Source organism: Algoriphagus formosus, from assembly GCF_002807035.1.
Classification (GTDB): domain Bacteria; phylum Bacteroidota; class Bacteroidia; order Cytophagales; family Cyclobacteriaceae; genus Algoriphagus; species Algoriphagus formosus.
In genome coordinates this window covers 701,654-724,173 of record NZ_NIUC01000001.1, presented here as the reverse complement: position 1 = coordinate 724,173, position 22,520 = coordinate 701,654, and the positions used below count along the sequence as shown (strand labels likewise).

Sequence of the window (22,520 nt, the reverse complement as noted above, 5' to 3'; positions counted from 1 at the left end):
CTTCCTTCTCAGAGTTTTAGAAAGGAGCTTTGATATTTAGGAAAAGATTGCCCTGTCCAGAGTTGTTAAGTGAATATTCCAGTCTGAAAACAGCATCATAAAATCCCACCAAGTCAATCCCTAACCCATATCCATAGAGATATTGATTGGTCAATCGTGCGTTTTCGGGAAGTTGGTTTCTATCCTTCACATAGCCATGATCGAAATTGGCACTGAGGTAAAAGCGAAATGGAATCGTGCTGAACTGCTCAAGGGGCATGATGTTCGAAATATCGATCGCCCAATCGAGGAATTTCCAACGGAATGAGTTTTTGTGAACATACAATTGCTGTCCTTCGATGACATTCAGTTCATAGCCTCGTATGAAGTTCGGGTTATATCCCACACCTCGTACAAGCGTGTAAGGCTGATTGGGACTCAAAAACCAGTTAGCTGTTAGTCCTGTGGCAAAATGAAACTTGTCATTGATGGGCAAATACTTATTCGCCGTAATGCTAACTTCTATCTCATCAATATCATCAGTATTGAAAATACCATACTTGGTTGCTGTTGCTTGAAGCAATTCTCCTTTGGTCGCATAAGCAGCAAGGTCACGATTATCATGACGGAAAGTATAACTCATGTAGAGATAGCGGAGCGAGTTCTCACCGTGGACAAAGTAGTTGGGATTCTCGTTTAAAACGTCTTCATCCACTGTATTGGATGAATAGCCCAATGTCAAAAAATGAAAATTATAGAATGTTCGCCGATAGGTATACTGAACGGCAGCCGTGAGGCTTTTTCGAAGAATGTCCTCAGTTTCATTGGTGAAAAAGACCTGCCGGTTATCTGCCGATCGAATGGCCAAAGTCTTTTGCTCAAAGAATGTGATCTGTGTGGCAAGTCCGTGTTTTTGATTTTTATCGATGTATGGCTTGCTATATCGCAAGTCCAATGCTCGAGTAAAACCAAGTTGCCCACTGAATCTCAACTTTTCATTTCTACCTCCCACGTTTCCATGTGATACTCGGAGGCCATAATTTACTCTGGAAAGATCCCTGTTTTGGTTGGTCCACCACTCCGAGAAGTTACGGTCCGCCAATTGAAAAATGATGGAAGGAATAATATACCAACGCTCCTTTACCCGAATCAGGATTTCCACCTGATCATCTTCCGTGAAGAGCGGCGTAATCTCCACAGAGGTGAAAAGCCTAAGATTGTAGATTTTATTTTGGTCAGCTTGTAAGATTTCTAGAAAAGTATCCCAATCGTAATAGTATCCACTAGCAAAGTCAAGCTCCCGAAGAATGATATTCTTTTGCGTTTTTTCATTCCCGATGATGAATATATTGTTCACATAAACACTGTCAGGTGGACTTTGCCGCGCAGGGGCTAAGCTAGTATCCTGTGCACATAGTTCATGGCTCCAGCCTAAAGCTAGCAGCATAAAAATGAAAATATGTACAAAAGGATTTTTCACCGGGAATTTTCAATCAATAGTTTTGGTTTTCAAATCAATCAGACCAATAAAACAACACATGTGGAAAAACCTTGTTAGAAAGATCGCCATTTTTCCGGTATTGGTCTATCAGTATACGATATCGCCACTTTTTCCTTCCTCCTGTCGGTATACACCCACTTGTAGTCAATATACGAAAGAAGCTATCCTCAAGCATGGACCCTTGAAAGGGGGATGGCTAGGAATCAAGCGAATTTCCCGTTGTCACCCTTGGGGTGGTCAGGGTCATGATCCTGTTCCCTGATCTTTGAGGGGCTTGAGTCCGTTTTTCAAGGCTCTGATGATCAGGAATATCCCTCCAAGTACCAATGGAATACTCAGGAGCTGACCCATATTGTATTGAAGACCCTCTTCAAATTCCACTTGGTTTTCTTTGAAAAACTCCCAAACGAAGCGCATTCCAAAGACAAGGACTAGGAAAAGCCCCAAAAGAAGTCCTTCCGGTACCTGTTCTTTATATTTCCACCAAATTCCTAATAGAAGGAGGAAAATGATAAAGTAGGTCACTGATTCATAAATCTGTGTTGGATGTTTGGCTTTACCGAAGGTTTTGACAATTGCGATAAAGCTGTCTCTATCTTCCTCAAGTGTCAAATTGAGCGGTGTTTCCAAGGGTTCTGCAAAATACTTTTTGGAGCTATTAAACTGCGTGAGGGCATACTTCACGTCACTTTGTAGGGTGTTTTCTAAAGTCTCTTTGCTGAAATCGCCTTTGCTGATTTCGATTCTTACATTTACTGGGACAATCCCATTTCCGGTGAGTTCATCACTTCGATCATCTGGTTTGTAAGCATCGATAGAAATAATGGGTACTCGCAAGGATTCCAGTATTTCTTCCAAATCTCGTGCATAGACGATTCCTTGGTCGCTTTCCATGTCCTTTCCACCGATCTCGGAATTCATCAAATTTCCTAAGCGAATAAGTGCTCCCGTCATGGCAGTGACGATGACAATCCGATCCACTACCCAGAGGTAGCTTTGGCCGGGCGTTTTGCGCGCATACATCCAAAGCGCGATCAAAATGGCTATCGCTGCTCCGTGAGAAGCAAGTCCACCTTCCCAGACTTTCAAAATATCAATCGGATTGCTCAAATATCTGGCAGGCTCATAGAACAAAACATGTCCTAGCCGGGCACCGATAATAGTAGCCAACACCATGTAAATGGTAAGTTTATCGACCAATTCCTCCTTATGCCCTTCTTTTCTGAAAAAGTAGACCATAAACTGTTGGGAAATAATAAAGCCAAGGGCAAAAAGAAGACTATACCATCTTAGTCGATCAAATCCGGGGATTACAGCCGGGTTTGGATCCCAGACGATGTAATTTAAAAACTGTGTCAAATTCATGGGATATTAAGCTTTTTCCAATTGTGCGAGTTCTTCTGAGAATCCTTGGGAAAGGATAGGGAATCGATACCAAGTTTTTGGGTCAACATTGAATTGATCCAAATGAAAGGAAGGAGCGAGTCTTTCCCGTTTCCACTGATTCCTTGCCCAAAGTTGAAAGAATTTTTTTACATAACCTTTCAATTCTTCTGGATTCAGGTCCAGTTCTTCTTTCAAGAGCCAATAAATGTCCATAGGGGATCGCCTATCCCGAATCGCTAGTTTTTCAATTTCCACAATTAGCGAGTAGGGCATCAAATCCTTTTCATCCGTTTGCCTTCGTTCACTTGGTCTAAGTTCGGCAGTAGGCTGCAGTGAGTTGACTTTTTTAAGTCCCGGCCGATTGAGGTTTTCCTCTGCCCATCTTAACCAATGGAGCACGAAGTATTTATCAACTGCTGCGATAGGGGAAATACTTCCGCTCGTATCGCCATCCATTGTCGTGTAGCCTACATCGCCTTCCGACCGGTTGGAAGTAGCTAAAAGCAGTGCATTGTTGATATTGGCTAGCATCCAAATAATAGGAGAACGTGCCCTTGCCTGAATGTTTTGCAAGGTGATATCATCCTTCTCCCAAGTCAGCTTCCTTCCCAAGGCATTTTCAATCTTGGAGGTGTAGGAAGAAACCTCCTCATCGATAGTCCAATGGTAAAACTTAGCCCCAAGACTTTCAGCCAAGGATTGAGCGCTTTCTAGCGTGTCTTTGGATGAATTGGAAGTACCTTGGTAGGCGGTGGTTAAAAGTTCATTAACCAGGAGTTTTTCGGGATCTTTTGAATAGTTTTCCCAGTCATTCAAACCGATCTTTTGACAGAATGCTTGTAATCCTAGCTCCTCGAGACCTCTGCGGACCATCTCTGCAACCAATACAGCAATGGTCGAGGAGTCTGCTCCACCGGAAAGTGAAAGTACAAAGCCTTTGCTTTTACTTTTTCTTAGGTAATCAAAAAGACCCAAGGCAGAAGCTTGAGTAAACTCCCACTCCTTGGGATGAATTTCTGTAATTTCTTGCTCCTCATCCTTGTAGTCGAAGGTCATGACCTGATAGTCTTGAAAGGAGAGAAGTTGATTTCGATAGAGAATTTTTCCTGATTTGGCGAAAAGCGCCTCTCCATCAAAAATCATCCTTCCGGATTCATTTCCAAGAAGATTTACATAGGCATAGAAGCAGTCAAAAATCCTTGAGCTGTCTTCGATTAATTGCTTGCGCTCAAGTGTTTTGCCCATGGCAAAATGGCTTGCACTGGGACTGATGATCAAATCTACTTTTCGATCACAAAGTCTATAGCCCGGTCTTTCTTTTCCTCTCCAAGCATCTTCACAGATCTCAAATCCGTAATGAATTCCTTCTTTTTCGAAGGTGATATCGCCAAAGGGGATTTTCGCTCCAAAGAAATCAACTTCGATCTGTTCATTAGCTTTCCAGGGAGTAAACCAGCGGAATTCATAGTGAACGCCGTCGATGGCCATAAACTGCTTAGCTACAAAGCCTTTCAGCTTACCATTCTCAAGCAAGGCCATGGTATTGTAGACCTTGTCTTGGATTCGGTAGGGGAGACCCACGGCTATCGTTACACCTTGGCTATGAGGGAGCAGCAATTGGAGTTGGTCTAAAGCTTTTGCAGGGTACCAATAGCTGAGAAATAGATCCTCTGAGCCATAACCAGTAATACAGAGCTCAGGAAAAAAAATAAGTTTTGCACCTTCTTGCTTGGCTTGGTCGGTCGCAGCAATGATTCGCTGGAGATTTCCCGTCCAGTCTAGCGGTGTCTGATTGACTGTGGCAAGTGCTAATTTCATACTGATTGAAGGGGAATTCTAATGGGGGATTTTTAATTGTTCGCAAGCAATTTTGGAGGCCTCCTGTTCTGCTTTCTTTTTAGTGGGACCTTTTCCAATGGCTACGTCTCGATTTTCTATTCTCAAAGCTACAACAAACTCTTTGTACCGCTGGTTGCCATTGATTTCAATTATCTTAAAATCCACCTCCTTATTTTCTTTTTGAGTCCACTCGATGATTTTTGATTTGTAATTGGAGGTGGTTGCGATCATCCCTTGGATATCAAAGTGAAGGAGGATGCGCTGCAGGATAAAATTCTTGGTGAAAGCATGACCCCGATCAAGATAAATGGCTCCGATCATCGCTTCCAAAATATCCCCATAAAGAGATTTATTCGCAGTAAAGGGCCTGTCCTCAATATACTCCCAGAGCATATTTTTGATTCCGATTTTGATTCCGGTCTGATTTAGGCTTTCCCGATTGACAAGTTTGGAGCGAGTTTCGGTGAGGAAGCCCTCATCCCGTAAGGGGTATTTTTGGAAAAGGTACTCGGCAATGACTGAACCGAGAACGGCATCACCTAAAAACTCCAAGCGCTCATTGCTTACTCGATAGCCTTGTGGGCTTTCTTCCCCCAAAGCCGCCGGAGTCAAGGCCAGTTGATAGAGGGAAATATTAAAAGGCTTGCCTCCAGTCATCATTTTGATGGAGGAGGCAAGCCTTTTGTCTTTTTTACTCAGAAATAAGTTTTGAATTCCCAGACGCTTCAGCAAATTCAACTGGTAATCAGTTTATTTTCTTAAAGATGACAGAACAGTTGTGTCCGCCAAAACCGAAGGTATTACTCAATGCAACATTTACATCACGCTTTTGAGCCTGATTGAATGTCAAATTAAGTTTGGGGTCAAGGGTTTCATCGTCCGTGAAATGGTTGATCGTCGGAGGAATAATCCCATGTTTGATAGCCATGATAGAAGCAATTGCTTCGATAGCTCCAGCAGCTCCCAATAAGTGACCAGTCATGGACTTGGTACTGGAGATATTGAGCTTGTAAGCGTGTTCTCCGAATACTTTTTGGATCGCTTTGGTTTCACTCACATCACCAAGTGGAGTGGAGGTTCCATGCACATTGATATAATCAATATCCGCTGGACTAAGATTAGCATCCTTCAGTGCAGATTCCATCACTTCGCTAGCTCCTAATCCCTCAGGATGTGGAGCGGTAATATGATTGGCATCCGCTGACATTCCACCACCGACTAGCTCTGCATAGATTTTGGCACCTCTCGCTACTGCATGCTCATACTCTTCAAGTATAAGAGCTCCGGCACCTTCACCCAACACAAAACCATCTCTATCCTTATCAAAAGGTCTAGAAGCCGTTTCAGGTGAATCGTTTCTTTGCGACAATGCCTTCATCGCATTGAATCCTCCGATTCCTGCTTCAGTTACCGCTGCTTCCGAGCCACCTGATATGAAAATATCAGCTTTGCCCATTCGGATGTAATTGAATGCATCGATTAGCGCATTAGTGGCAGAAGCACAAGCCGAAACAGTGACGAAATTAGGACCTCTAAATCCATATTTGATGGAAATAAAACCTGCACTGATATCAGCGATCATCTTAGGAATAAAGAAAGGATTGAATCTAGGCGTTCCATCTCCTAAGGCGAAGCTAGTAACCTCGTCTTGGAATGTACGCAATCCACCGATTCCTGATCCCCAAATAACCCCTGCACGTGCTTTGTCAATTTTGTCCAAATCCAATCCTGAGTCAGCCATCGCCTCATCAACGGAGATCATGGCATACTGTGTGAAAGGATCCATTTTCCTTGCCTCTTTTCTGTCGATAAAATTATCTACATCGAGATTTTTGATTTCGCAGGCAAATTGGGTTTTGAAAAGTGATGCGTCGAATTTGGTAATAGGTGCAGCGCCACTTACGCCCGCTGTCAATCCCTTCCAAAATTCTTCGGAAGTATTGCCAATGGGAGTGATGGCGCCTATACCCGTTACTACAACTCGTTTCAAATTCATAAAATGAATGAAAGAATGATTATTTTACGTTAGCCTCAAGGTAAGAGACAGCTTGACCTACAGTGCCAATTTGCTCAGCTTGGTCGTCTGGAATAGAAATGTTGAATTCTTTCTCGAATTCCATGATCAATTCTACAGTGTCAAGAGAGTCAGCTCCCAAATCATTGGTGAAGCTAGCTTCCATAGTCACTTCAGATTCTTCTACGCCAAGTTTGTCTACGATGATGGCTTTTACTTTTTGTGCAATTTCAGACATTTTGTGATCAGTTTAGTTAATAACACTCCGCAAAGAAATATATTTAAAAGCGAATAGGCAAAGAAAAGGTCTAAGTAAATTTTTTACCAACTTTGTCGCTCAACACAGAAATTTAATTAAAATCTTCAAATTTCAGGGTCAATATTCCCAGTATTTGAGGATTTTTCAATCTTTGTCGAAGAAGCTAGCCTTTTGATTGGTTTGTTGTTAACTCTTTTTTTTAGGAGCTTATTTTCTCAAAAAAAATCTGAAAGAGGTGCTACTTCATTTTTCGTCATTTTTTTATTTCTAACTTTGAGCTAAGTCTTGCCAAGCCTAAATGAAGAAAGTCAGATTAGAAATTGAGCATACCTATGATTTTGAGCTTTTGGGTATTGTATCTCCTGTAAAGGACTACAAAATGGCCTGGCTGATTAATCGTGCGCTCCATTTAGATCTAACGCGGGAGGATGATATCGAATTGGAGTTTTTGTCTGCACCCAATCTGAAAATTAGCCAATATTTCCTTTCTTTACCTCATGGATTTATTCAGCTTCTGAAAAACAAGGCAATCACCTCCGAAAGAAATGTATCTTACTTGATTCCCGAACTTAGGACCATGGATTATTTTCTATTGGTACAAGATGAAACAGAGCTATTGGACGCTCAAATTTTTGTTTCCAATCTCCGGCAGATTCCTTATGTACAAAATGTCATGAAGCTTGATATCTCGAAATTAAAATCAAAAGAAAACCTATTAACCTATTAATAATGAATCAATTCAACAAGACCAAAATTCTTGCTACCATTGGACCTGCTTCCAATAATTATGAAACGATCAAAAGCTTAGCAGCTGCTGGGGCCAATGTATTTCGGCTAAACTTTTCCCACGGTAGCCATGCTATCCATAAAGAGGTAATTGAAATTATCCGAAGAATTAATAAAGAAGACAATTTACACCTAGGCATACTGCAGGATCTTCAGGGTCCAAAAATCCGTGTAGGAGAGGTAGAGAATAACGGAGTTGAAATTGTTCCTGGTGATAAAATCACGATTACCAATGACCCTGTAGTGGGAAATGCTTCCTTGGTTTCTACAGTTTATCAAAACCTGCCTAATGATGTGGTTTCTGGCGATCGTATATTGATTGATGATGGTAATTTGGAACTGATCGTGGAGGATACCGACGGCAAAAATGTAAACTGTACGGTAGTTCATGGGGGTATTTTAAAGTCCAGAAAGGGGATTAACCTGCCTAATACAAAGGTATCTGCACCTTCTCTTACCGAAAAGGACCTAGAAGATTTAGTCTTTGGTTTGGAGCAAGAGGTAGATTGGATTGCGCTTTCTTTTGTAAGATCAGCGGATGACATCACTGATTTGCGAGAGCGAATCCAAAAAGCAGGAAAAGTCTGCAGGATTGTTGCAAAAATCGAGAAACCGGAAGCTTTGGATAATATCGATGATATCATCGAAGCGACAGATGCCATCATGGTAGCAAGGGGAGATCTTGGAGTGGAAGTACCTCAAGAAATCGTTCCTTTATGGCAAAAGAAAATGGTAGAGAAATGTAAGCTTGCTTGCAAGCCAGTCATCATCGCCACTCAAATGATGGAAAGTATGATCTCCAATCCACGACCTACCCGGGCAGAAACCAATGATGTGGCGAATGCGGTTCTTGATGGTGCGGATGCGGTGATGCTTTCTGCCGAAACAGCCTCAGGAAAATATCCTGTGAATGCAGTAAAGGCTATGTCTAGCATTATCAAGTACTTAGAAGATAACTCAGATATTTATCACAACCTCTACAAAATCCCAGAAAGTGCACCAACTTTCTTGAGCAATAATCTCATCCTGATGGCTTCCAGACTTTCAAGAAACGTCAAGGCAAAAGCTATCGTGGGGATTACTTCTTCAGGTTTTACAGCTTTCCGGATTTCTTCTCATCGTCCAAAGGCAAGTATTTTTGTTTTCACCCGAAATCAGAAGTTGATCACTCAAATGTCTTTGGTCTGGGGAGTGCGCGCTTATTACTATGAGAATCAAATTTCCACAGACGCTACATTCGAAGATATCGAGAATACCCTGAAGCGTGATGACCATGTAAATCCTGGAGATATCATTATCAATACTGCCAGTATGCCACTCAAGGCCAAAGGCAAGACCAATATGTTGAAAATCCATATAGTGGATTAATAATATTTTAAGCCATCCTATTTACTGATTAGTCAGACTTTTATTTAAAATTTAGATAAAGCCCCTCGGGGCTTTTTTCAATTCAGGGTGAAACTTCTACAGTTCACAGTGAAAAATCTACAGTTCGCGATTATTCAGAAATCAATTCGTGTCTATACAGAGTTTTGAAAGCAAACTAACCATAACATGCTATGACAAAACTCTTAAAGTACCTTTTAGTCGGGGTCGTCTTTTTTTCATTCGTCGCTTGTGAGAATGAAGACTATCAAGGCCCTTTACCTTATCCCACGCTCATAGAAGCAGCTGAGGATGCTGGTTTGACCACTCTTGTGACATCCATCCGAGCAATACCTGGGTTGGAAGCGACTTTGCAAGCGCAAAACGCAATTACTGTTTTCGCACCAACCAATGATGCCTTTGTGAATGCTTTGACTGAGTTTGGAGCGACAGATTTGAATGATTTGGTAGAAAAAATTGGAGGTCCAATGAATCTTGAAACCATCCTTGGTTTTCACGTTGTGCCAAACACAATTTTCTCAAATCAACTTAATGAGACTAATGTTGTAACCACTTTAGCTGGTCAACAATTAGTAGTAAACCGTGCTCCAGGTATCGTAACTGTTATCGATGCTGCCGGAAACACTGCGCGTGTCGTACAGGCTGATGTAGAAATCGAAAACGGAGTAGTCCATGTGATTGACCGTGTTTTGATTCCTTCTATTGACTTGCCTGCTCCTAATTTGGTAGAAGCAGCTACTGAGGCTGGTTTGACTACCTTACTTGATGCGGTGACTGCAGTTGATGGATTGGCAAATACTCTGCTTTCAGCGGGAGCCATCACTGTTTTTGCTCCAACCAATGAAGCTTTTGCAGCTGCTTTGGAGGTTTTCAATGCTGCTGACTTAAATGAGTTGGTATTGAAAATTGGAGGTATCGAAAACTTAGAAACTGTACTTGGATTCCATGTAGTGCCTGCAGTAGCCTTTTCTGGTGACCTACAAGCTACCAATACTTTTACTACACTTTCTGGCCAGGATATCACTGTTGAAGTTGCTGGTGGTACTGTGACTGTTATCGATCAACTTGGACGTACAGCTCAAGTGGTTGCAGCAGATATCGAAATTGCAAATGGTGTAGTCCATGTGATTAACGGTGTGATGCTTCCTGATTTGATGCTTCCAAATGTGGTAGAAGCTGCTCAAAGTGCCGGATTGACCACGCTTATTGATGCTGTTACAGCTGCCGATCTAGGTGGAGCCTTGTTAGGAGCAGAAGCAATGACTGTTTTTGCGCCAACCAATGATGCTTTTGCTGCTGCTTTGGCCGCTTATGATGCTGAGAATTTAGACCAATTGGTTGCTAAAATCGGAGGAATCGAAAATCTTCAAACTATCCTAGGTTTCCACGTAGTACCTGCAGTAGCTTTCTCTACAGATTTAGAAGCTACCAATACTTTCACAACTCTAGCTGGTCAGGAATTGACTGTTGAAGCTAGCGAAAGCGGAGTGACTGTAACAGATGCTTTGGGTAACACAGCAAATGTAGTAGTAGCAGATGTTGCCATTGAAAATGGAGTTGTTCACGTGATCGACGGAGTTCTATTACCTGAGTTCTCGCTTCCAAATGTAGTAGAAGCAGCTACAGCGGCTGGTTTGACTGTTCTTTTGGATGCAGTAACTGCAGCTAACCTTGGTCAAACCCTTCTTGATGCTGAAGCTATCACAGTATTTGCCCCAACCAATCAAGCTTTCCTTGATCTTTTGGCTGCATTGAACCTAGGTTCTCTACAGGAATTGGTTGCTGCTGTTGGAATTGAAGAAGTTACAAGAATCCTTGGTTTCCACGTAGTGCCTGCTACTGCCTTCTCTTTTGATTTGGCTGAAGGAGCACAGACTGTTCCTACTTTGGCTGGTGAGGACTTGACAGTAACTCGTACAGGTGCCAATGTGACCGTGACTGATGCTAGAGGAAATACCTTTAATGTAGTAACTGCTGACGTAGCGATCGAAAATGGTGTTGTTCACGTAATCGATGGAGTGGTATTACCTACTGCGAATGAGCCAGATGTACCGAATCTAGTTGAAGCTGCAGAAGCTGCAGGTCTTACTGTTCTTTTGGACGCTGTTACTGCTGCCGGTCTTGGTCAAACACTACTTGATGCTGATGCAATCACTGTATTCGCACCTACCAACGATGCTTTTGTAAATCTATTGGGAGCTCTTGGAGTAGCTGACCTTAACGAATTGATCGATGCGATCGGACTTGAAGGATTGCAAAACGTACTTGGTTTCCATGTGGTACCTACCGTTGCATTCTCTACAGATTTGGCTGAAGGAGCTCAGACTGTTCCTACTCTTGCAGGAGAGGATTTGACTGTTACTCGTAATGGAAATGCAGTAACTGTTACAGATGGAAGAGGTAACACTTATGATGTGGTAGCTGCAGATGTAGAGATCGAAAATGGAGTGGTTCATGTCATCGACGGAGTACTACTGCCTGAGGAAGATCTTCCAAATGTAGTTGAAGCTGCGACAGATGCTGGTTTGACAATCCTACTAGATGCGGTAACTGCTGCTGGACTAGGACAAACTTTGCTTGATGCAGATGCTATCACAGTATTCGCTCCAACCAATGATGCCTTTGTAGATCTTTTGGGCACACTTGGAGTAGCTGATCTTGATGAATTGATCGATGCAATCGGATTGGACGGATTACAAAAAGTACTTGGCTTCCACGTAGTTCCTACAGTTGCTTTCTCTACCGACCTTGCTGAAGGCGCTCAGACCGTGCCTACACTTGCTGGAGAGGACTTGACTGTGACTAGAACTGGAGCGAATGTAACCGTAACAGACTCAGCTGGAAATATCTACAACGTAGTAGTTGCTGATGTTGCAATCGAAAATGGCGTAGTCCATGTCATCAGCGGAGTATTATTACCGACACTTTAAGAGAATTATTTAACCACCATATAGCAGGGGTAGGGCATTGCCCCACCCTTGCTTTTCATTCATTTATCTTATCAGGGGAAGAAATCAGCGGGCATGTTTAGCCATAGATATAAATTCATTTATCCGGGACTTTTGGGATTGTATTCCTTTTTCAATATTCTCATATTGGACGGGGATAGATTATTCCAGGCTGCTCTTCCTAAAAATCAACTTTTTCCCTTAATCATCATTCTGTCTTACCTCGTTTGGTTTGCGAATTACTTAATCGAAAAAAATACCCTTCCACTTTTCAAAAAAGTCCATCCTTTAGCAGTTCAGTTTTTGTCAAGCTTCGTTTTGATCTCCGGACTAGCTCTGATTTCTGTAAAATCAACCGGATTAATATTTGGAGGTCCTTTTGACCTGACCAAACAAAACTTCCTCTTGACCCTGGGATTTCTCTTCAGAGTAAATCTCTTCCTCAACTGTGTCAATGCGATCTATTATTTCAATAAAAAATTCAGTGAGAAAAATCTAGAGGCTGAAAAGCTTAAGCTTTTGAGTGCTGAGGCGAGATTGGAATCACTCAATACACAACTTAACCCCCACTTTTTCTTTAATAATCTCAGCGCTTTGTCAGTGCTGATTCATGAAAACATTCAAGTGGCTGATAGCTACTTACAAAAGCTAAGTTCTATCTATCGCTACATGCTCAATAATAAGGTGAATGAACTCATCACCTTGAAAGAAGAGCTTAAATTTTTATATGATTACATGGATTTGCTTTCTATTCGATTTGATCAATCGCTTTCCTTTAAAGTGGAAATTGAAGAGGAAAGTAAATCGAAACTTATTCCACCTGCAGTACTTCAATTACTGGTAGAGAATGCTGTCAAGCACAATTACTTTACAGAAACAGAGCCGCTACAGGTTGAAATATATACCAAGGGTGACTATCTTATAGTGAGTAATCCCAAGCAGCCAAAAATGGCGGTAGAAGAATCTACCGGAATAGGTCTTCAAAACATTTCTGAAAGATATAGGTTTTTAGATCATTCCATCGAGATTCTTGATGGGGAAAAGATTTTTGAAGTTAAACTCCCTTTGATAGGAAGCTATGAGAATACTGTTAGTCGAAGATGAACCCTTAGCCCAGAAGCGAATCAAATCCATCGTTTCTCAAAATTTTTCTGATTGGAAAGTCATCGATTCTGTTCAAAGTGTCCGCGAGTTTAGGTCCAAATTGGAAAATATCTCCAATTACGATTTGATCCTGTGCGACATACATTTGGCAGATGGCTTGAGTTTTAAGGCCTTTGCCGGGATGGCTGATTTGAAAATTCCCGTAATTTTCATAACAGCTTATGATGAATACGCACTTCAGTCTTTTGACCATAATTGCCTCGATTATGTACTTAAGCCAATAGATGAACAGAGGTTGGTGAAAGCTCTTCAGAAGGCTCAGAAATTCAATCCAAATTCTGAAACTCCATCGCTGGATCAGAGCTTTATTAATAACATCGTAAAACATTATACATCAAAAAGTTATAAGAAGAGGTTTTTAACTAAACTGGGCAATAAATTTGTCTTTATTCCGGTTGAAAATGTGGCTTATTTCTATGCAGAAGAAGGCTTGACCTACTTGGTAGAAATAGGTTCTTCAGTGAGATATGTAATCGATCATTCCCTGAGTGAATTGGAGTCCGACTTGCTAGATCCGTTAAAGTTTTATAGAATTAACCGTTCAATGATTATTCATTTAGATGGTTTGGTCGAAATCAAGCCTTATCTTAACGGACGATTAGCCCTTGCCATGAACGCCAAATCAGAAGATGCCTTGGTAGTGGCAAGAGAGCGTGTAAACGAATTCAAAAGCTGGATTAATCAATAGTATGAGTCGGTTTTTTATTGCAGTGACTTTTTTGGGCATATTGTCCATGTCAAATTCCTGGGCTCAAAGTAGCTCCCAACAGGCCAATTTGGACTCCTTGAGAAGATCTATTGTCCAGATGGATCAGGAGTTATACGAGGTCCAACTCAATCTACATAATTCCAAAAAGCAGTTAAAGACAGGGATTTTTATTGCAACCATTGGGTACACGGTAACTATCATCGGAGGTCAGCTTTTAGGCAGTAATCCAGATGCAGGCAAAGCTCTTTTGTATGTGGGTGGGGCTACAGGGATAGTTGGCACAGTAGTCCTTGTCAATGGCTTCAATAAAATTTCTCTTCGAGCTCCTGATCCTCCGCGAATCAGTCCTTGATATCCCCCGAAATTTCTTGATTTGGGCCCTCAGGCTTCACCAAAAGGGTTTTTTCTCGGTCCACCATGACCGAACCTGGAGCAGAGCCTTTGATCTTTCTCACATATTTGGCTTCCGTGTAGATCACAGGAGCGAGACTTTCATTCTTTAATTTAGAATAGTAAGCTGCCAGCGATGCAGCACGCTCCAAAACGGCATTTGCTATCTTGTTTCCTGCTGGATTTCGGATGATGGTATGCGACCCTGGAGCCTGCCTTGCATGTAGCCAAATATCATTTTTATGTACAAACCTGCGTAGCATCTCATCATTATCCTTGGATGATTTTCCAACCCAAACTTCCAATCCAAAAATATTGAATTGTCTGAAAGGCAGACTTTCTTGATTTTTAGCGTCTTTGATTTCAGATTTATGATTCTTTTTAAACTCTTTCAGGTCCCGAAATCCTTCCATCAGCTCCACCTGCTCTGCCAAGTGTCGCAATTCCGATAGCCTTTTCTCTTTGGAGTCAATCGCCTCCTCCAATTGCTTCCATTCGATCTCTCGGTTTTTACTTTTTCGATAAAGGGTAGCCGCTAATTCTTGAGGTTTCTGGTTTTGTTTGAGGGTAATTTTGATTTCGTCCTGTGTATAAAAGTTGAAAAGATTTTTACTCAGTACTCCATCAGAAAATTCATGAAGATTAGCCATGATTACGTCTGCAATCTGTGCAGGTGGAGGTGACTTTTGGAGTTCTTCCAATTTAGCCTTGGCTTTTTGGATGAAATTTTCCGTTCGCTTGATTTGATCAGCATAATTTTTGGCTAGCTGCTTCTTTTCTTTTTCCAAAGCCCCAATCACCAAAGCCTTGTGAAAAAGGGCATTTAAAGCTTCCAAAGGGTCAGAATACTGACCGATCGCATTTTCGCTGGGAAGGAGGGTAAGATGGACATCCTCATCCTCTTGAACCAAAGTGAAAAGCGGACTGTCTAGCATGTCAATCATTTCTTGCATTTGACTCCACTTTTCCTCCAAACTTGCCTCAGGATAAGCCTGTTTGAGCAGAAATGCTCTGGGGATTTTGCCCAAGGTGGGGAGAAACTTAGAAGCATTGCCTTGGAGCGCTTCAAATTGGGCTTGACTAAGATCTAGGGATTTCTCTAGCTCTCTCCAATTCAAGGATTTATCTTCCAAAAGCGCATTTCGGAATACTCGGGTTGGAAATTCCTGATTGGGTTCGTAGAGCAGAATATTGCTTCGGTTACCATGGAGTTTGAGAAGCAATACCATGCCTGATTCCATTTCGAAATAGAATGCTCTTTCAAAACTCAAAACCTGACAGGACTTTATTTTTTCACCAATCAGTTCAGGGAAAAGATCAATGGAATTTCGTTTGGCCCGCTGAAAGTTTTCGGGGAAAGAATAGTAAATCTGCGGAGGGAGTAAGTGTGCACGCAAAAACCGCGTCTCCTCTTCTTTTTTCCATTCGATGACAAGCTCATCTTTGTTTTGCGAAAAGCAGGCTACTGCCACAAAACCTTGCATTGTTTCCTGAAGCCGAGGGCAAAGGAAGCGAAGAAAATGATAATTTAAATGCATCAAGGCAAAGATAGCATCAAACCATCATAAGCTAGATGAATGCCCTCAGAGAGCTCACTTTCTACCTCCCGATGAAGTCCCAACTTGTGGGAAATATGAGTGAAATAAGTTTGCTCAGCTCCCAGCATTTGTGCCATTTCGATGGCTTCCTCTAGGGTGAAGTGCGAAAGGTGGGGAGTTTTTTGAAGAGCGTTTAAGACCAAGATTTTTGATCCTTTGATTTTTTCTTTGGATTCTTCAGAGATGTAGTTAGCATCGGTAATGTAGGTGAAGTCACCCACTCGGAAACCCAAAACCGGTAATTTATGATGCATCACGGGAATAGGATTGATGGTAATCCCTTCCACTTCAAATGGCTCTTCGTCAATTTCAATGGGCAAAACCTGAGGGATTCCAGGGTATTTTTTCTCCGAAAAAACATAGGAATACTCCTGTCGAATCTGATTGAGTACTTGGCTTCGACCATAGACAGGCATGTCTTTCTTCTGGCGAAAATTAAAGGGACGGATATCGTCTAGTCCAGCGGTGTGATCCTTGTGCTCGTGGGTATAGATGACTGCATCAAGTTGGTGAATATCGGCTCGAAGCATCTGCATCCGAAAATCGGGTCCCGTGTCAATTACCAAGCTTTTGCCTTCTGTCTCAATGTGAACAGAGCATCGAAATCGTTTATCTCTGAAATCTACCGACCGGCAGACCACGCAGTCACAGCCTATGACTGGAACTCCCTGTGAGGTACCGGTACCTAAAAATCGAATATTCAAAATTTCAGTTGGGTTTGTTGTAGTTCCTTTAGGAAGTCCTGAACAGATTTTTCCTTAAAATCTTGAGGGTTAAACTGCAATTCGCCAAGGATGTCTACCAATGCATTGATTTTACCTTCCAGGGGAAAGTATTTGTTCACAATCACAATTTTGGTGTCTTTCAAGATGCAATATCCTGACTTGAAACTTCCCTTCTCGTATCGTAGAATATACTCAGAGGAGGCGAATAAGTTTTCAAGTTTGTCCAAAAAATGTCTTGTGTACTTGATTGCCATTTAACTCAGGAATTTTTTGACGGTAGCCAAAAGGCGGTCATAATCAAGAGGCTTCTGAAGAAAATCGTCAAAGCCGGCCTTTCGGAATTCATCGTGGGTCATGTTATGGATATTGCCGCTGATGGCAATGATGGGTACTTTTGCTTTTTTTTCGTCGGCCATCTGACGGATTTCCTTGGTACAAGCAATTCCATCCAAGACAGGCATGCTGATATCCATTAGGATCAAATCAAAGTCTTCTTTCTCAAACTTTTCCAAAACCTGTTTGCCATTTTTGGCAGCAGTCATTTCGTAGTTTTCGAATGCGAGTACACTTTTGGTTAGATTGATGATAATTGAACTGTCTTCACCGACTAATATTCTTTTTGTTTCGCTCATGAGTTAAAAATAGTTTCTTCTGATAAATATTTCCTAAATCTGATGATTTCTTTCTCCATTTCAGCCAATGATTTATCAAGGGAGGAAATTTGATTTTGTCGGCTTTCTTTTTCCGCTTTTGCGGCAGCAATATACACTCGATTGATTCCGAGTGTGCCGGCATTTCCCTTGATGATGTGGCAGTGTTTGCTGACTTCTTCGTATAGCCCATCTGCAAAATCACTATTTATAGCGGGAAGGAGTTGATCAGCTTCCTCCATGAAGTCACGGTAGATTTGTTGTATAGTTTCCGGTTTATTGTATTTACTAAGTTGATTGAATATTTTCTTGTCCAATATCAAGTCATCTACATCCAGAGGGCTTTTGGCTTTGGATACCTTTGGCTTTTCCCCGTTGATGGTTTTTTGGATTTGCAGGATGAATTCTTTTGGACGAATGGGCTTGGTAATAAAGCCATCAAAGCCTTGACTCAAAAAGGAATCCCGTTCACTTTCATCCGCAAAAGCTGTTACCGCAATGACAGGACTGAGACTCAGGTTTTTTTCTCGAATTCTTTTTAGGGCTGTGATACCATCGATTTCTGGCATCTGGATATCCATCAGGATCAAATCAAAATCCCTTTTTTCTAATTTTTCGATGGCTTCACGTCCGTTGAGAGCACTTTCAAACTCCCAGATTTGACCGATCAGATTTTCGAAAAACTTCCGGTTCAGATCGTTATCCTCTACGATTAGTATGCTTTTGCTTTTCATTCTATAAGTTTGGACTTTTGAAAGTAAATCAAAATTCCTGATCCATTGTCCGAAAATCCGACCCTGATTTTGATAGTTGGTCCTACTGCTGTGGGCAAAACAGATTTGTGTCTAAAACTAGCCAAAAATTTTAATACAGAAATCATATCCTGCGACAGCAGACAGTTTTACAGAGAACTATCCATTGGAACAGCGAAACCTACTTCCCTTGAATTAGCGGAGGTAAAACACCATTTAATCGATTCTGTTTCAATCTCAGAAGACTATGATGTCAAAAAGTTCGAAAGCGATGCCCTGCGAATTTTAGAGGATCTGTTTTTGGAGAAATCAGTAGTCATCATGACTGGAGGTTCGGGGCTTTTTGCAAAAGCTATCACCGATGGCTTAGATGATATGCCGGATATTCCGGATACTTTCCGAAAGGAGGTAATTCGTGACTACCAAGAAAATGGACTGGAATTTCTGCAACAAGAACTCAAGAAAGCGGATCCAGAATACTTCAGCCAAGTGGATACTCAAAATCCACAGCGATTGATGCGCGCATTGGAGGTGATTCGGGGTACAGGAAAACCTTTTAGCGCTTTCAGGAAAAGAAAAAAAGTGGAAAGACCCTTTAGAATTTTAAAAATTGCACTTGAGCGAGATCGAGAAGAACTCTATCAACGGATCGATCAGCGAATGGATCAAATGATCGCCAATGGACTTTTTGAGGAGGCGGAGCAGTTTTTCGAACAGCGTCATTTGAATGCTCTTCAAACTGTAGGCTATCAAGAAATATTCAGATACCTGGAAGGAAAGTACGATCGGGAAGAAGCTATCCGGTTACTTAAGCGTAATTCAAGACGCTACGCCAAAAGACAGCTGACCTGGTTTCGAAAAGAATCTGATTATCAGTGGTTTCACCCAGATGATTTTGAGCAAATTCTCAAGTGGATCAATTTCAAATTGGCCGAAAGCCACTGATTTTGGCGACCCAATTGTAAGGAGCTTTTTTGATCAGTTTGTTGTATTGCGATCGATTGACTTTCATGTCTCTGAGCAGCTCTAAAACCTCTTTTTTGGTTTTAGGATTCAATTCAAGCCCGGAGATTTGTTTTAGAATCTGCTCGCTGCTAGTCAACTCTTCAGATTTCCCCTTCAACTCAGGGAGCTTTTCCCCAAGATTGAAAAACAGTTCTTTTTCAAGCGCTATTTTCCGTTGAAAGGTATTTCTTACGGTAAGAAAAAACAGGAGGCAAGCACCTCCAAGGGTAAGGAAAATCGGGATAAAGCCCATATTAGATACTTAAGTACTCAATTAATTTCAGGTGATCTTGGATCAGGGGTTTTTCTTTTCCGATGCAGTCTCCGAAAGGCGTATATACGACCTCTTGGTTCATGATGCCAGCCATGCAGGCAAACTTGCCTTCAAGCAATCCTTCCACCGCTGCCATTCCACATCTTGATGCTAAAACCCGATCTCGGGCCGTAGGGTTTCCGCCACGCTGAATATGACCCAAAGTAGTCACTTTAAACTCCTTCTTTTTGTCTTTGATTTTATCCTTGACCTTATTCATGATTACCTCAGCGCTGCCCTCATCGTCTCCTTCAGCCACCACGATAATGCTTGAAGTTTTGGTTTTTCGGAGATTTTTAAGGGACTTGACGACTGCGTCTAGATCTGTGGCGGTTTCTGGCACCATGACAAATTCGGCACCGCTTCCAATTCCTGACTCTACTGCGATAAAACCTGCATCACGCCCCATCACTTCGATAAAAAATATCCTGTCATGTGCTGCTGCCGTATCCCTGATTTTATCAATAGCATCCAAAGCAGTATTCACCGCGGTATCAAAACCTATCGTATAGTCGGTGCCATAGATATCATTATCAATTGTCCCGGGACAGCCAACTACCGGAATGCCGAATTCCTCATGAAAAATCTTTGCTCCTGTGAAGGTTCCATCTCCTCCGATGGCTACCAAACCTTCAATTCCATGGGCTTTAAGATTTTCATAGGCCTTTTTTCTGCCCTCGGGAGTTCGAAACTCGGTTGAGCGAGCAGACTTTAGGATGGTGCCGCCTCTTTGTACAATATTGCTGACGGAGTAGGTGTACATCCGCTTGATATCATTCTCAATCATCCCCTCATAGCCTCTGTAGATTCCGTAAACTTCCAAGCCTTTGAAAATGGCTGTACGGACCACTGCACGTACACAGGCATTCATGCCGGGGCTATCTCCTCCTGAGGTAAAAACTGCGATTTTTTTCATTTTAATAGGTTCTAAGCGTCGCAAAAATAGCTATAAATGGCAGAAAGAATCATTTTCCGATATGAATAAACCATAAATTTTGAAAACTTGGGGATAAATCAAAATGACAAAATGTGATGAATAAAATACAGCTTCCCAAAACCGATTTTCAAATTCCCGAAATAAGCCTGGGCTGTATGTCCCTTCCCGAAAACACAAAGGAAAGCTTGGAAATCATTCATCAGGCCTTGGATTCTGGGATCAATTTGCTGGATACAGCCGACTTATATCAAAAAGGAATCAATGAATCGAATGTAGGAAAGGCCATAGCAGGACGGAGGGATCAGGTGTTGATTTCCAGTAAGGTGGGGAATGAATGGCGTCCGGATGGATCAGGGTGGGATTGGAATCCAAAGAAAGCCTATATTTTGAAAGCTGTGGATGAAAGTCTCAAACGACTTCAAACTGATTATTTGGATTTTTATCTCCTTCATGGAGGTACCATTGATGACCCTTGGGATGAGACTTTGGAAGCTTTTGAGATTTTGAAAGAGAAAGGGAAAATCAGAGCCTTTGGGATTTCCTCAATTCGACCCAATGTGGTGCGGCATGTACTTAAGAAAAATCCTCCCGCACTTTTTATGTCTCAATACAGTCCATTGGATAGAAGGCCAGAAGAGTCAATTTTTCCAATGATAAGAGAGAGTGAATCAAGGGTTCTGGTGAGAGGTAGCTTGGCGAAAGGCATTTTATTGGATAAGCCTCGAAAGGAGTATTTAAACTTTTCAAAAGCAGAGGTTGAGGAAATACGAGAGATAATCCATGGAAGTGGGTTTGATCCTCAGGCTGTTTTGATTCGTTTTGGCTTGGAAGAGCCTGCTGTTGCATCGCTCTCAGTAGGTGCGAGTTCGGTAGAGCAGGTGAGTCGCTTGGCGAAGGCCTATGAGTTAAGCCAAGAAGTTCCGAGTAGTTTGATTCAGGAATTGCGAGATAGAATCCCCGTTTCAAAGTATGAGGCCCACAGATAAGGTGGAGTGCAATTCTAAATTAAAATGTCAATCGAAAAGAGTGCATTCAGAGAAATATTTTTAGGTCAAAAAAGGCATAGGACGTATCGAAAATCTTACCCCTTCAATTCAGTAAAGGAATAAAAGATAGCTTCGCAGATTTAGAAAGATATGGCTACACCAAGATATAATGCCTATCTCACTGACTGAAAAGAGGTGTATCTTTGGAGGCGAAGCCGATTATATTTCGCGACTGAAAGGAGCATATTTTTGGCTCGTCGCCGTTCGTACCTACCTTCTGTAGACAGGTCATCACGCACCGAATTTTTTTCAGGCTTTTACTTTCTCTTGCTGGGACTGTAGTGCCATTTCTAAATCAAAGATTAAGAGCCAGCGCTGGGGTCAATTTGTGATTTCTAAACCCCTGTGCTAGGTCCCCGAACTATCACGGCAGGCTTACCAAGAGCATTTATAAGTCGTGCCTTCAACACTCTCTTTTTCGCTGTTTTTGGGTGCCTGTATTTATAAAGAGTTCTCCATGCATTGCCTTACCTTTCATAAGTAGGGTGGGATTTTTAGAGTATTTGGGATGGCCTACGGGATTTTCGGTTTTTGTAAGGCGAGGAAATCGTTAAGAAAATGGGCTAGCTCTGAACCTGTCTACCGCCAGGCAGGCTTGTTTCAGAGACGCCCATTTTTAGATTTCAGAGTCCTTCAAAAATCAAATCGCAATTAAATTTTTGCCTTTCCGATTTGTTAGAGGCGATTTGAAGAAAAGTCCGGGCCAAGGCCTTTTGGATACTTTTTGGCTAAAAAGTATCAAGAAAGAACTCGCAAAAATCAACTATGACGGGTTGGTCTATAAAAATGTTTACTGTTAAACTCCTTTCCGTCTTGCTGGCATATCATTTCTACTTCTAACTCAAAATCAAGGGCCAGCGCTGGGGATGAAATTTTATCCTTAAACCCCAGGTTTCGCTTCGCCTCGTACCTCGTCTTGCTTACCTGGGGCTATTAATAGTTTGACCCCTTCAGGGTCTTTTTACCTTCGTGAATTTCTCCTTTGACACCATTTCGCTCTTCTTGGCGCAAGCCTGCCTGCCGGACGGGCAGGTCTCAGGATTTACCTGCCTCAGGTAGGCTTGTGCCTTGAATAATGCAGTCTCCTGACTGCGTTTTTAAATCCTTCTCCTTCTTGCTATCAATTTAAGATG

At 41.9% G+C, this 22,520-nt stretch carries 22 protein-coding genes; 9 read left to right on the top strand and 13 right to left on the bottom strand.

Translation table 11 applies throughout. From position 1 onward, the window contains the following. Positions 1 to 16 precede the first annotated feature (16 nt). Positions 17 to 1,426, bottom strand: coding sequence for a POTRA domain-containing protein (locus CDH51_RS03255; protein ID WP_100627228.1), 1,410 nt, complete (start codon positions 1,424 to 1,426; stop codon positions 17 to 19). Between the two features lie 91 nt (positions 1,427 to 1,517). Between CDH51_RS03255 and yidD the strand changes: the two genes are divergently transcribed. Next, positions 1,518 to 1,742, top strand: a complete 225-nt coding sequence (gene yidD, locus CDH51_RS03250; protein WP_026945913.1) for a membrane protein insertion efficiency factor YidD — start codon at positions 1,518 to 1,520, stop codon at positions 1,740 to 1,742. Here the strand turns inward: yidD and CDH51_RS03245 are convergent. The 5 genes from CDH51_RS03245 to CDH51_RS03225 are packed head-to-tail and all read right to left on the bottom strand — an operon-like array spanning position 1,724 to position 6,957. Beyond that, the gene (locus tag CDH51_RS03245; protein ID WP_100627227.1) at positions 1,724 to 2,845 is read right to left on the bottom strand and encodes a prolipoprotein diacylglyceryl transferase; all 1,122 of its coding nucleotides are present in this window, start codon (positions 2,843 to 2,845) and stop codon (positions 1,724 to 1,726) included. The two genes, yidD and CDH51_RS03245, sit on opposite strands and share 19 nt — an antisense overlap. Positions 2,846 to 2,851: 6 nt before the next feature. Next, positions 2,852 to 4,684, bottom strand: coding sequence for an NAD(+) synthase (gene nadE, locus CDH51_RS03240; protein WP_100627226.1), 1,833 nt, complete (start codon positions 4,682 to 4,684; stop codon positions 2,852 to 2,854). An 18-nt stretch (positions 4,685 to 4,702) separates the two neighbouring features. After that, positions 4,703 to 5,443, bottom strand: coding sequence for a ribonuclease III (rnc, locus tag CDH51_RS03235; protein WP_232724732.1), 741 nt, complete (start codon positions 5,441 to 5,443; stop codon positions 4,703 to 4,705). A 7-nt stretch (positions 5,444 to 5,450) separates the two neighbouring features. After that, positions 5,451 to 6,701 carry a beta-ketoacyl-ACP synthase II gene (gene fabF, locus CDH51_RS03230; protein WP_026945909.1) on the bottom strand — a complete coding sequence of 417 codons (1,251 nt, stop codon included), beginning with the start codon at positions 6,699 to 6,701 and terminating at the stop codon, positions 5,451 to 5,453. A gap of 19 nt (positions 6,702 to 6,720) precedes the next feature. Beyond that, positions 6,721 to 6,957 (bottom strand): acyl carrier protein, encoded by a 237-nt coding sequence (locus CDH51_RS03225; RefSeq protein WP_024282156.1) that lies wholly within the window; start codon positions 6,955 to 6,957, stop codon positions 6,721 to 6,723. A 319-nt stretch (positions 6,958 to 7,276) separates the two neighbouring features. Here CDH51_RS03225 and CDH51_RS03220 point away from each other — a divergent pair, with 319 nt between their 5' ends. The 6 genes from CDH51_RS03220 (at position 7,277) to CDH51_RS03190 (ending at position 14,323) form a co-directional block, all read left to right on the top strand. Further along, entirely contained in the window at positions 7,277 to 7,705 is a 429-nt protein-coding gene (locus CDH51_RS03220; protein ID WP_024282157.1) for an IPExxxVDY family protein, read from the top strand. 2 nt (positions 7,706 to 7,707) lie between these two features. Continuing rightward, positions 7,708 to 9,132 carry a pyruvate kinase gene (pyk, locus tag CDH51_RS03215; RefSeq protein ID WP_100627225.1) on the top strand — a complete coding sequence of 475 codons (1,425 nt, stop codon included), beginning with the start codon at positions 7,708 to 7,710 and terminating at the stop codon, positions 9,130 to 9,132. A 191-nt stretch (positions 9,133 to 9,323) separates the two neighbouring features. After that, complete coding sequence (locus CDH51_RS20270) at positions 9,324 to 12,080, top strand: fasciclin domain-containing protein (RefSeq protein WP_232724731.1); 2,757 nt, start codon at positions 9,324 to 9,326, stop codon at positions 12,078 to 12,080. 93 nt (positions 12,081 to 12,173) lie between these two features. Then, positions 12,174 to 13,202 (top strand): sensor histidine kinase, encoded by a 1,029-nt coding sequence (locus tag CDH51_RS03200; RefSeq protein ID WP_100627224.1) that lies wholly within the window; start codon positions 12,174 to 12,176, stop codon positions 13,200 to 13,202. Next, entirely contained in the window at positions 13,177 to 13,950 is a 774-nt protein-coding gene (locus CDH51_RS03195; RefSeq protein ID WP_100627223.1) for a LytR/AlgR family response regulator transcription factor, read from the top strand. Before CDH51_RS03200 ends, CDH51_RS03195 begins: the two co-directional genes overlap by 26 nt. A gap of 1 nt (position 13,951) precedes the next feature. Continuing rightward, positions 13,952 to 14,323, top strand: a complete 372-nt coding sequence (locus tag CDH51_RS03190) for a hypothetical protein (RefSeq protein WP_026945905.1) — start codon at positions 13,952 to 13,954, stop codon at positions 14,321 to 14,323. On the opposite strand, the gene CDH51_RS03185 is transcribed toward CDH51_RS03190, so the two are convergent. The 5 genes from CDH51_RS03185 to CDH51_RS03165 are packed head-to-tail and all read right to left on the bottom strand — an operon-like array spanning position 14,313 to position 18,068. Beyond that, complete coding sequence (locus tag CDH51_RS03185) at positions 14,313 to 15,845, bottom strand: NFACT RNA binding domain-containing protein (protein ID WP_232724730.1); 1,533 nt, start codon at positions 15,843 to 15,845, stop codon at positions 14,313 to 14,315. The two genes, CDH51_RS03190 and CDH51_RS03185, sit on opposite strands and share 11 nt — an antisense overlap. 53 nt (positions 15,846 to 15,898) lie before the next feature. After that, positions 15,899 to 16,663 (bottom strand): MBL fold metallo-hydrolase, encoded by a 765-nt coding sequence (locus CDH51_RS03180; protein ID WP_100627220.1) that lies wholly within the window; start codon positions 16,661 to 16,663, stop codon positions 15,899 to 15,901. Continuing rightward, positions 16,660 to 16,938: a hypothetical protein gene (locus CDH51_RS03175; protein ID WP_026945902.1), complete on the bottom strand. Its 279-nt coding sequence runs from the start codon at positions 16,936 to 16,938 to the stop codon at positions 16,660 to 16,662. Before CDH51_RS03175 ends, CDH51_RS03180 begins: the two co-directional genes overlap by 4 nt. Next, the gene (locus CDH51_RS03170; RefSeq protein WP_024282166.1) at positions 16,939 to 17,316 is read right to left on the bottom strand and encodes a response regulator; all 378 of its coding nucleotides are present in this window, start codon (positions 17,314 to 17,316) and stop codon (positions 16,939 to 16,941) included. Continuing rightward, on the bottom strand, positions 17,313 to 18,068 hold the full coding sequence (locus CDH51_RS03165) for a response regulator (RefSeq protein ID WP_100627219.1): 756 nt from the start codon (positions 18,066 to 18,068) through the stop codon (positions 17,313 to 17,315). The genes CDH51_RS03170 and CDH51_RS03165 overlap by 4 nt, the downstream gene beginning before the upstream one ends. Positions 18,069 to 18,113: 45 nt before the next feature. Here CDH51_RS03165 and miaA point away from each other — a divergent pair, with 45 nt between their 5' ends. After that, complete coding sequence (gene miaA, locus CDH51_RS03160) at positions 18,114 to 19,031, top strand: tRNA (adenosine(37)-N6)-dimethylallyltransferase MiaA (RefSeq protein WP_100627218.1); 918 nt, start codon at positions 18,114 to 18,116, stop codon at positions 19,029 to 19,031. Here the strand turns inward: miaA and CDH51_RS03155 are convergent. Both CDH51_RS03155 and pfkA read right to left on the bottom strand, forming a co-directional pair. Continuing rightward, the gene (locus CDH51_RS03155) at positions 19,009 to 19,344 is read right to left on the bottom strand and encodes a LemA family protein (RefSeq protein ID WP_100627217.1); all 336 of its coding nucleotides are present in this window, start codon (positions 19,342 to 19,344) and stop codon (positions 19,009 to 19,011) included. The two genes, miaA and CDH51_RS03155, sit on opposite strands and share 23 nt — an antisense overlap. 1 nt (position 19,345) lies before the next feature. Further along, positions 19,346 to 20,320, bottom strand: a complete 975-nt coding sequence (gene pfkA, locus CDH51_RS03150; RefSeq protein ID WP_100627216.1) for a 6-phosphofructokinase — start codon at positions 20,318 to 20,320, stop codon at positions 19,346 to 19,348. A gap of 116 nt (positions 20,321 to 20,436) precedes the next feature. Between pfkA and CDH51_RS03145 the strand changes: the two genes are divergently transcribed. Next, the gene (locus CDH51_RS03145; RefSeq protein WP_100627215.1) at positions 20,437 to 21,327 is read left to right on the top strand and encodes an aldo/keto reductase; all 891 of its coding nucleotides are present in this window, start codon (positions 20,437 to 20,439) and stop codon (positions 21,325 to 21,327) included. The last annotated feature ends 1,193 nt before the right edge of the window (positions 21,328 to 22,520 follow it).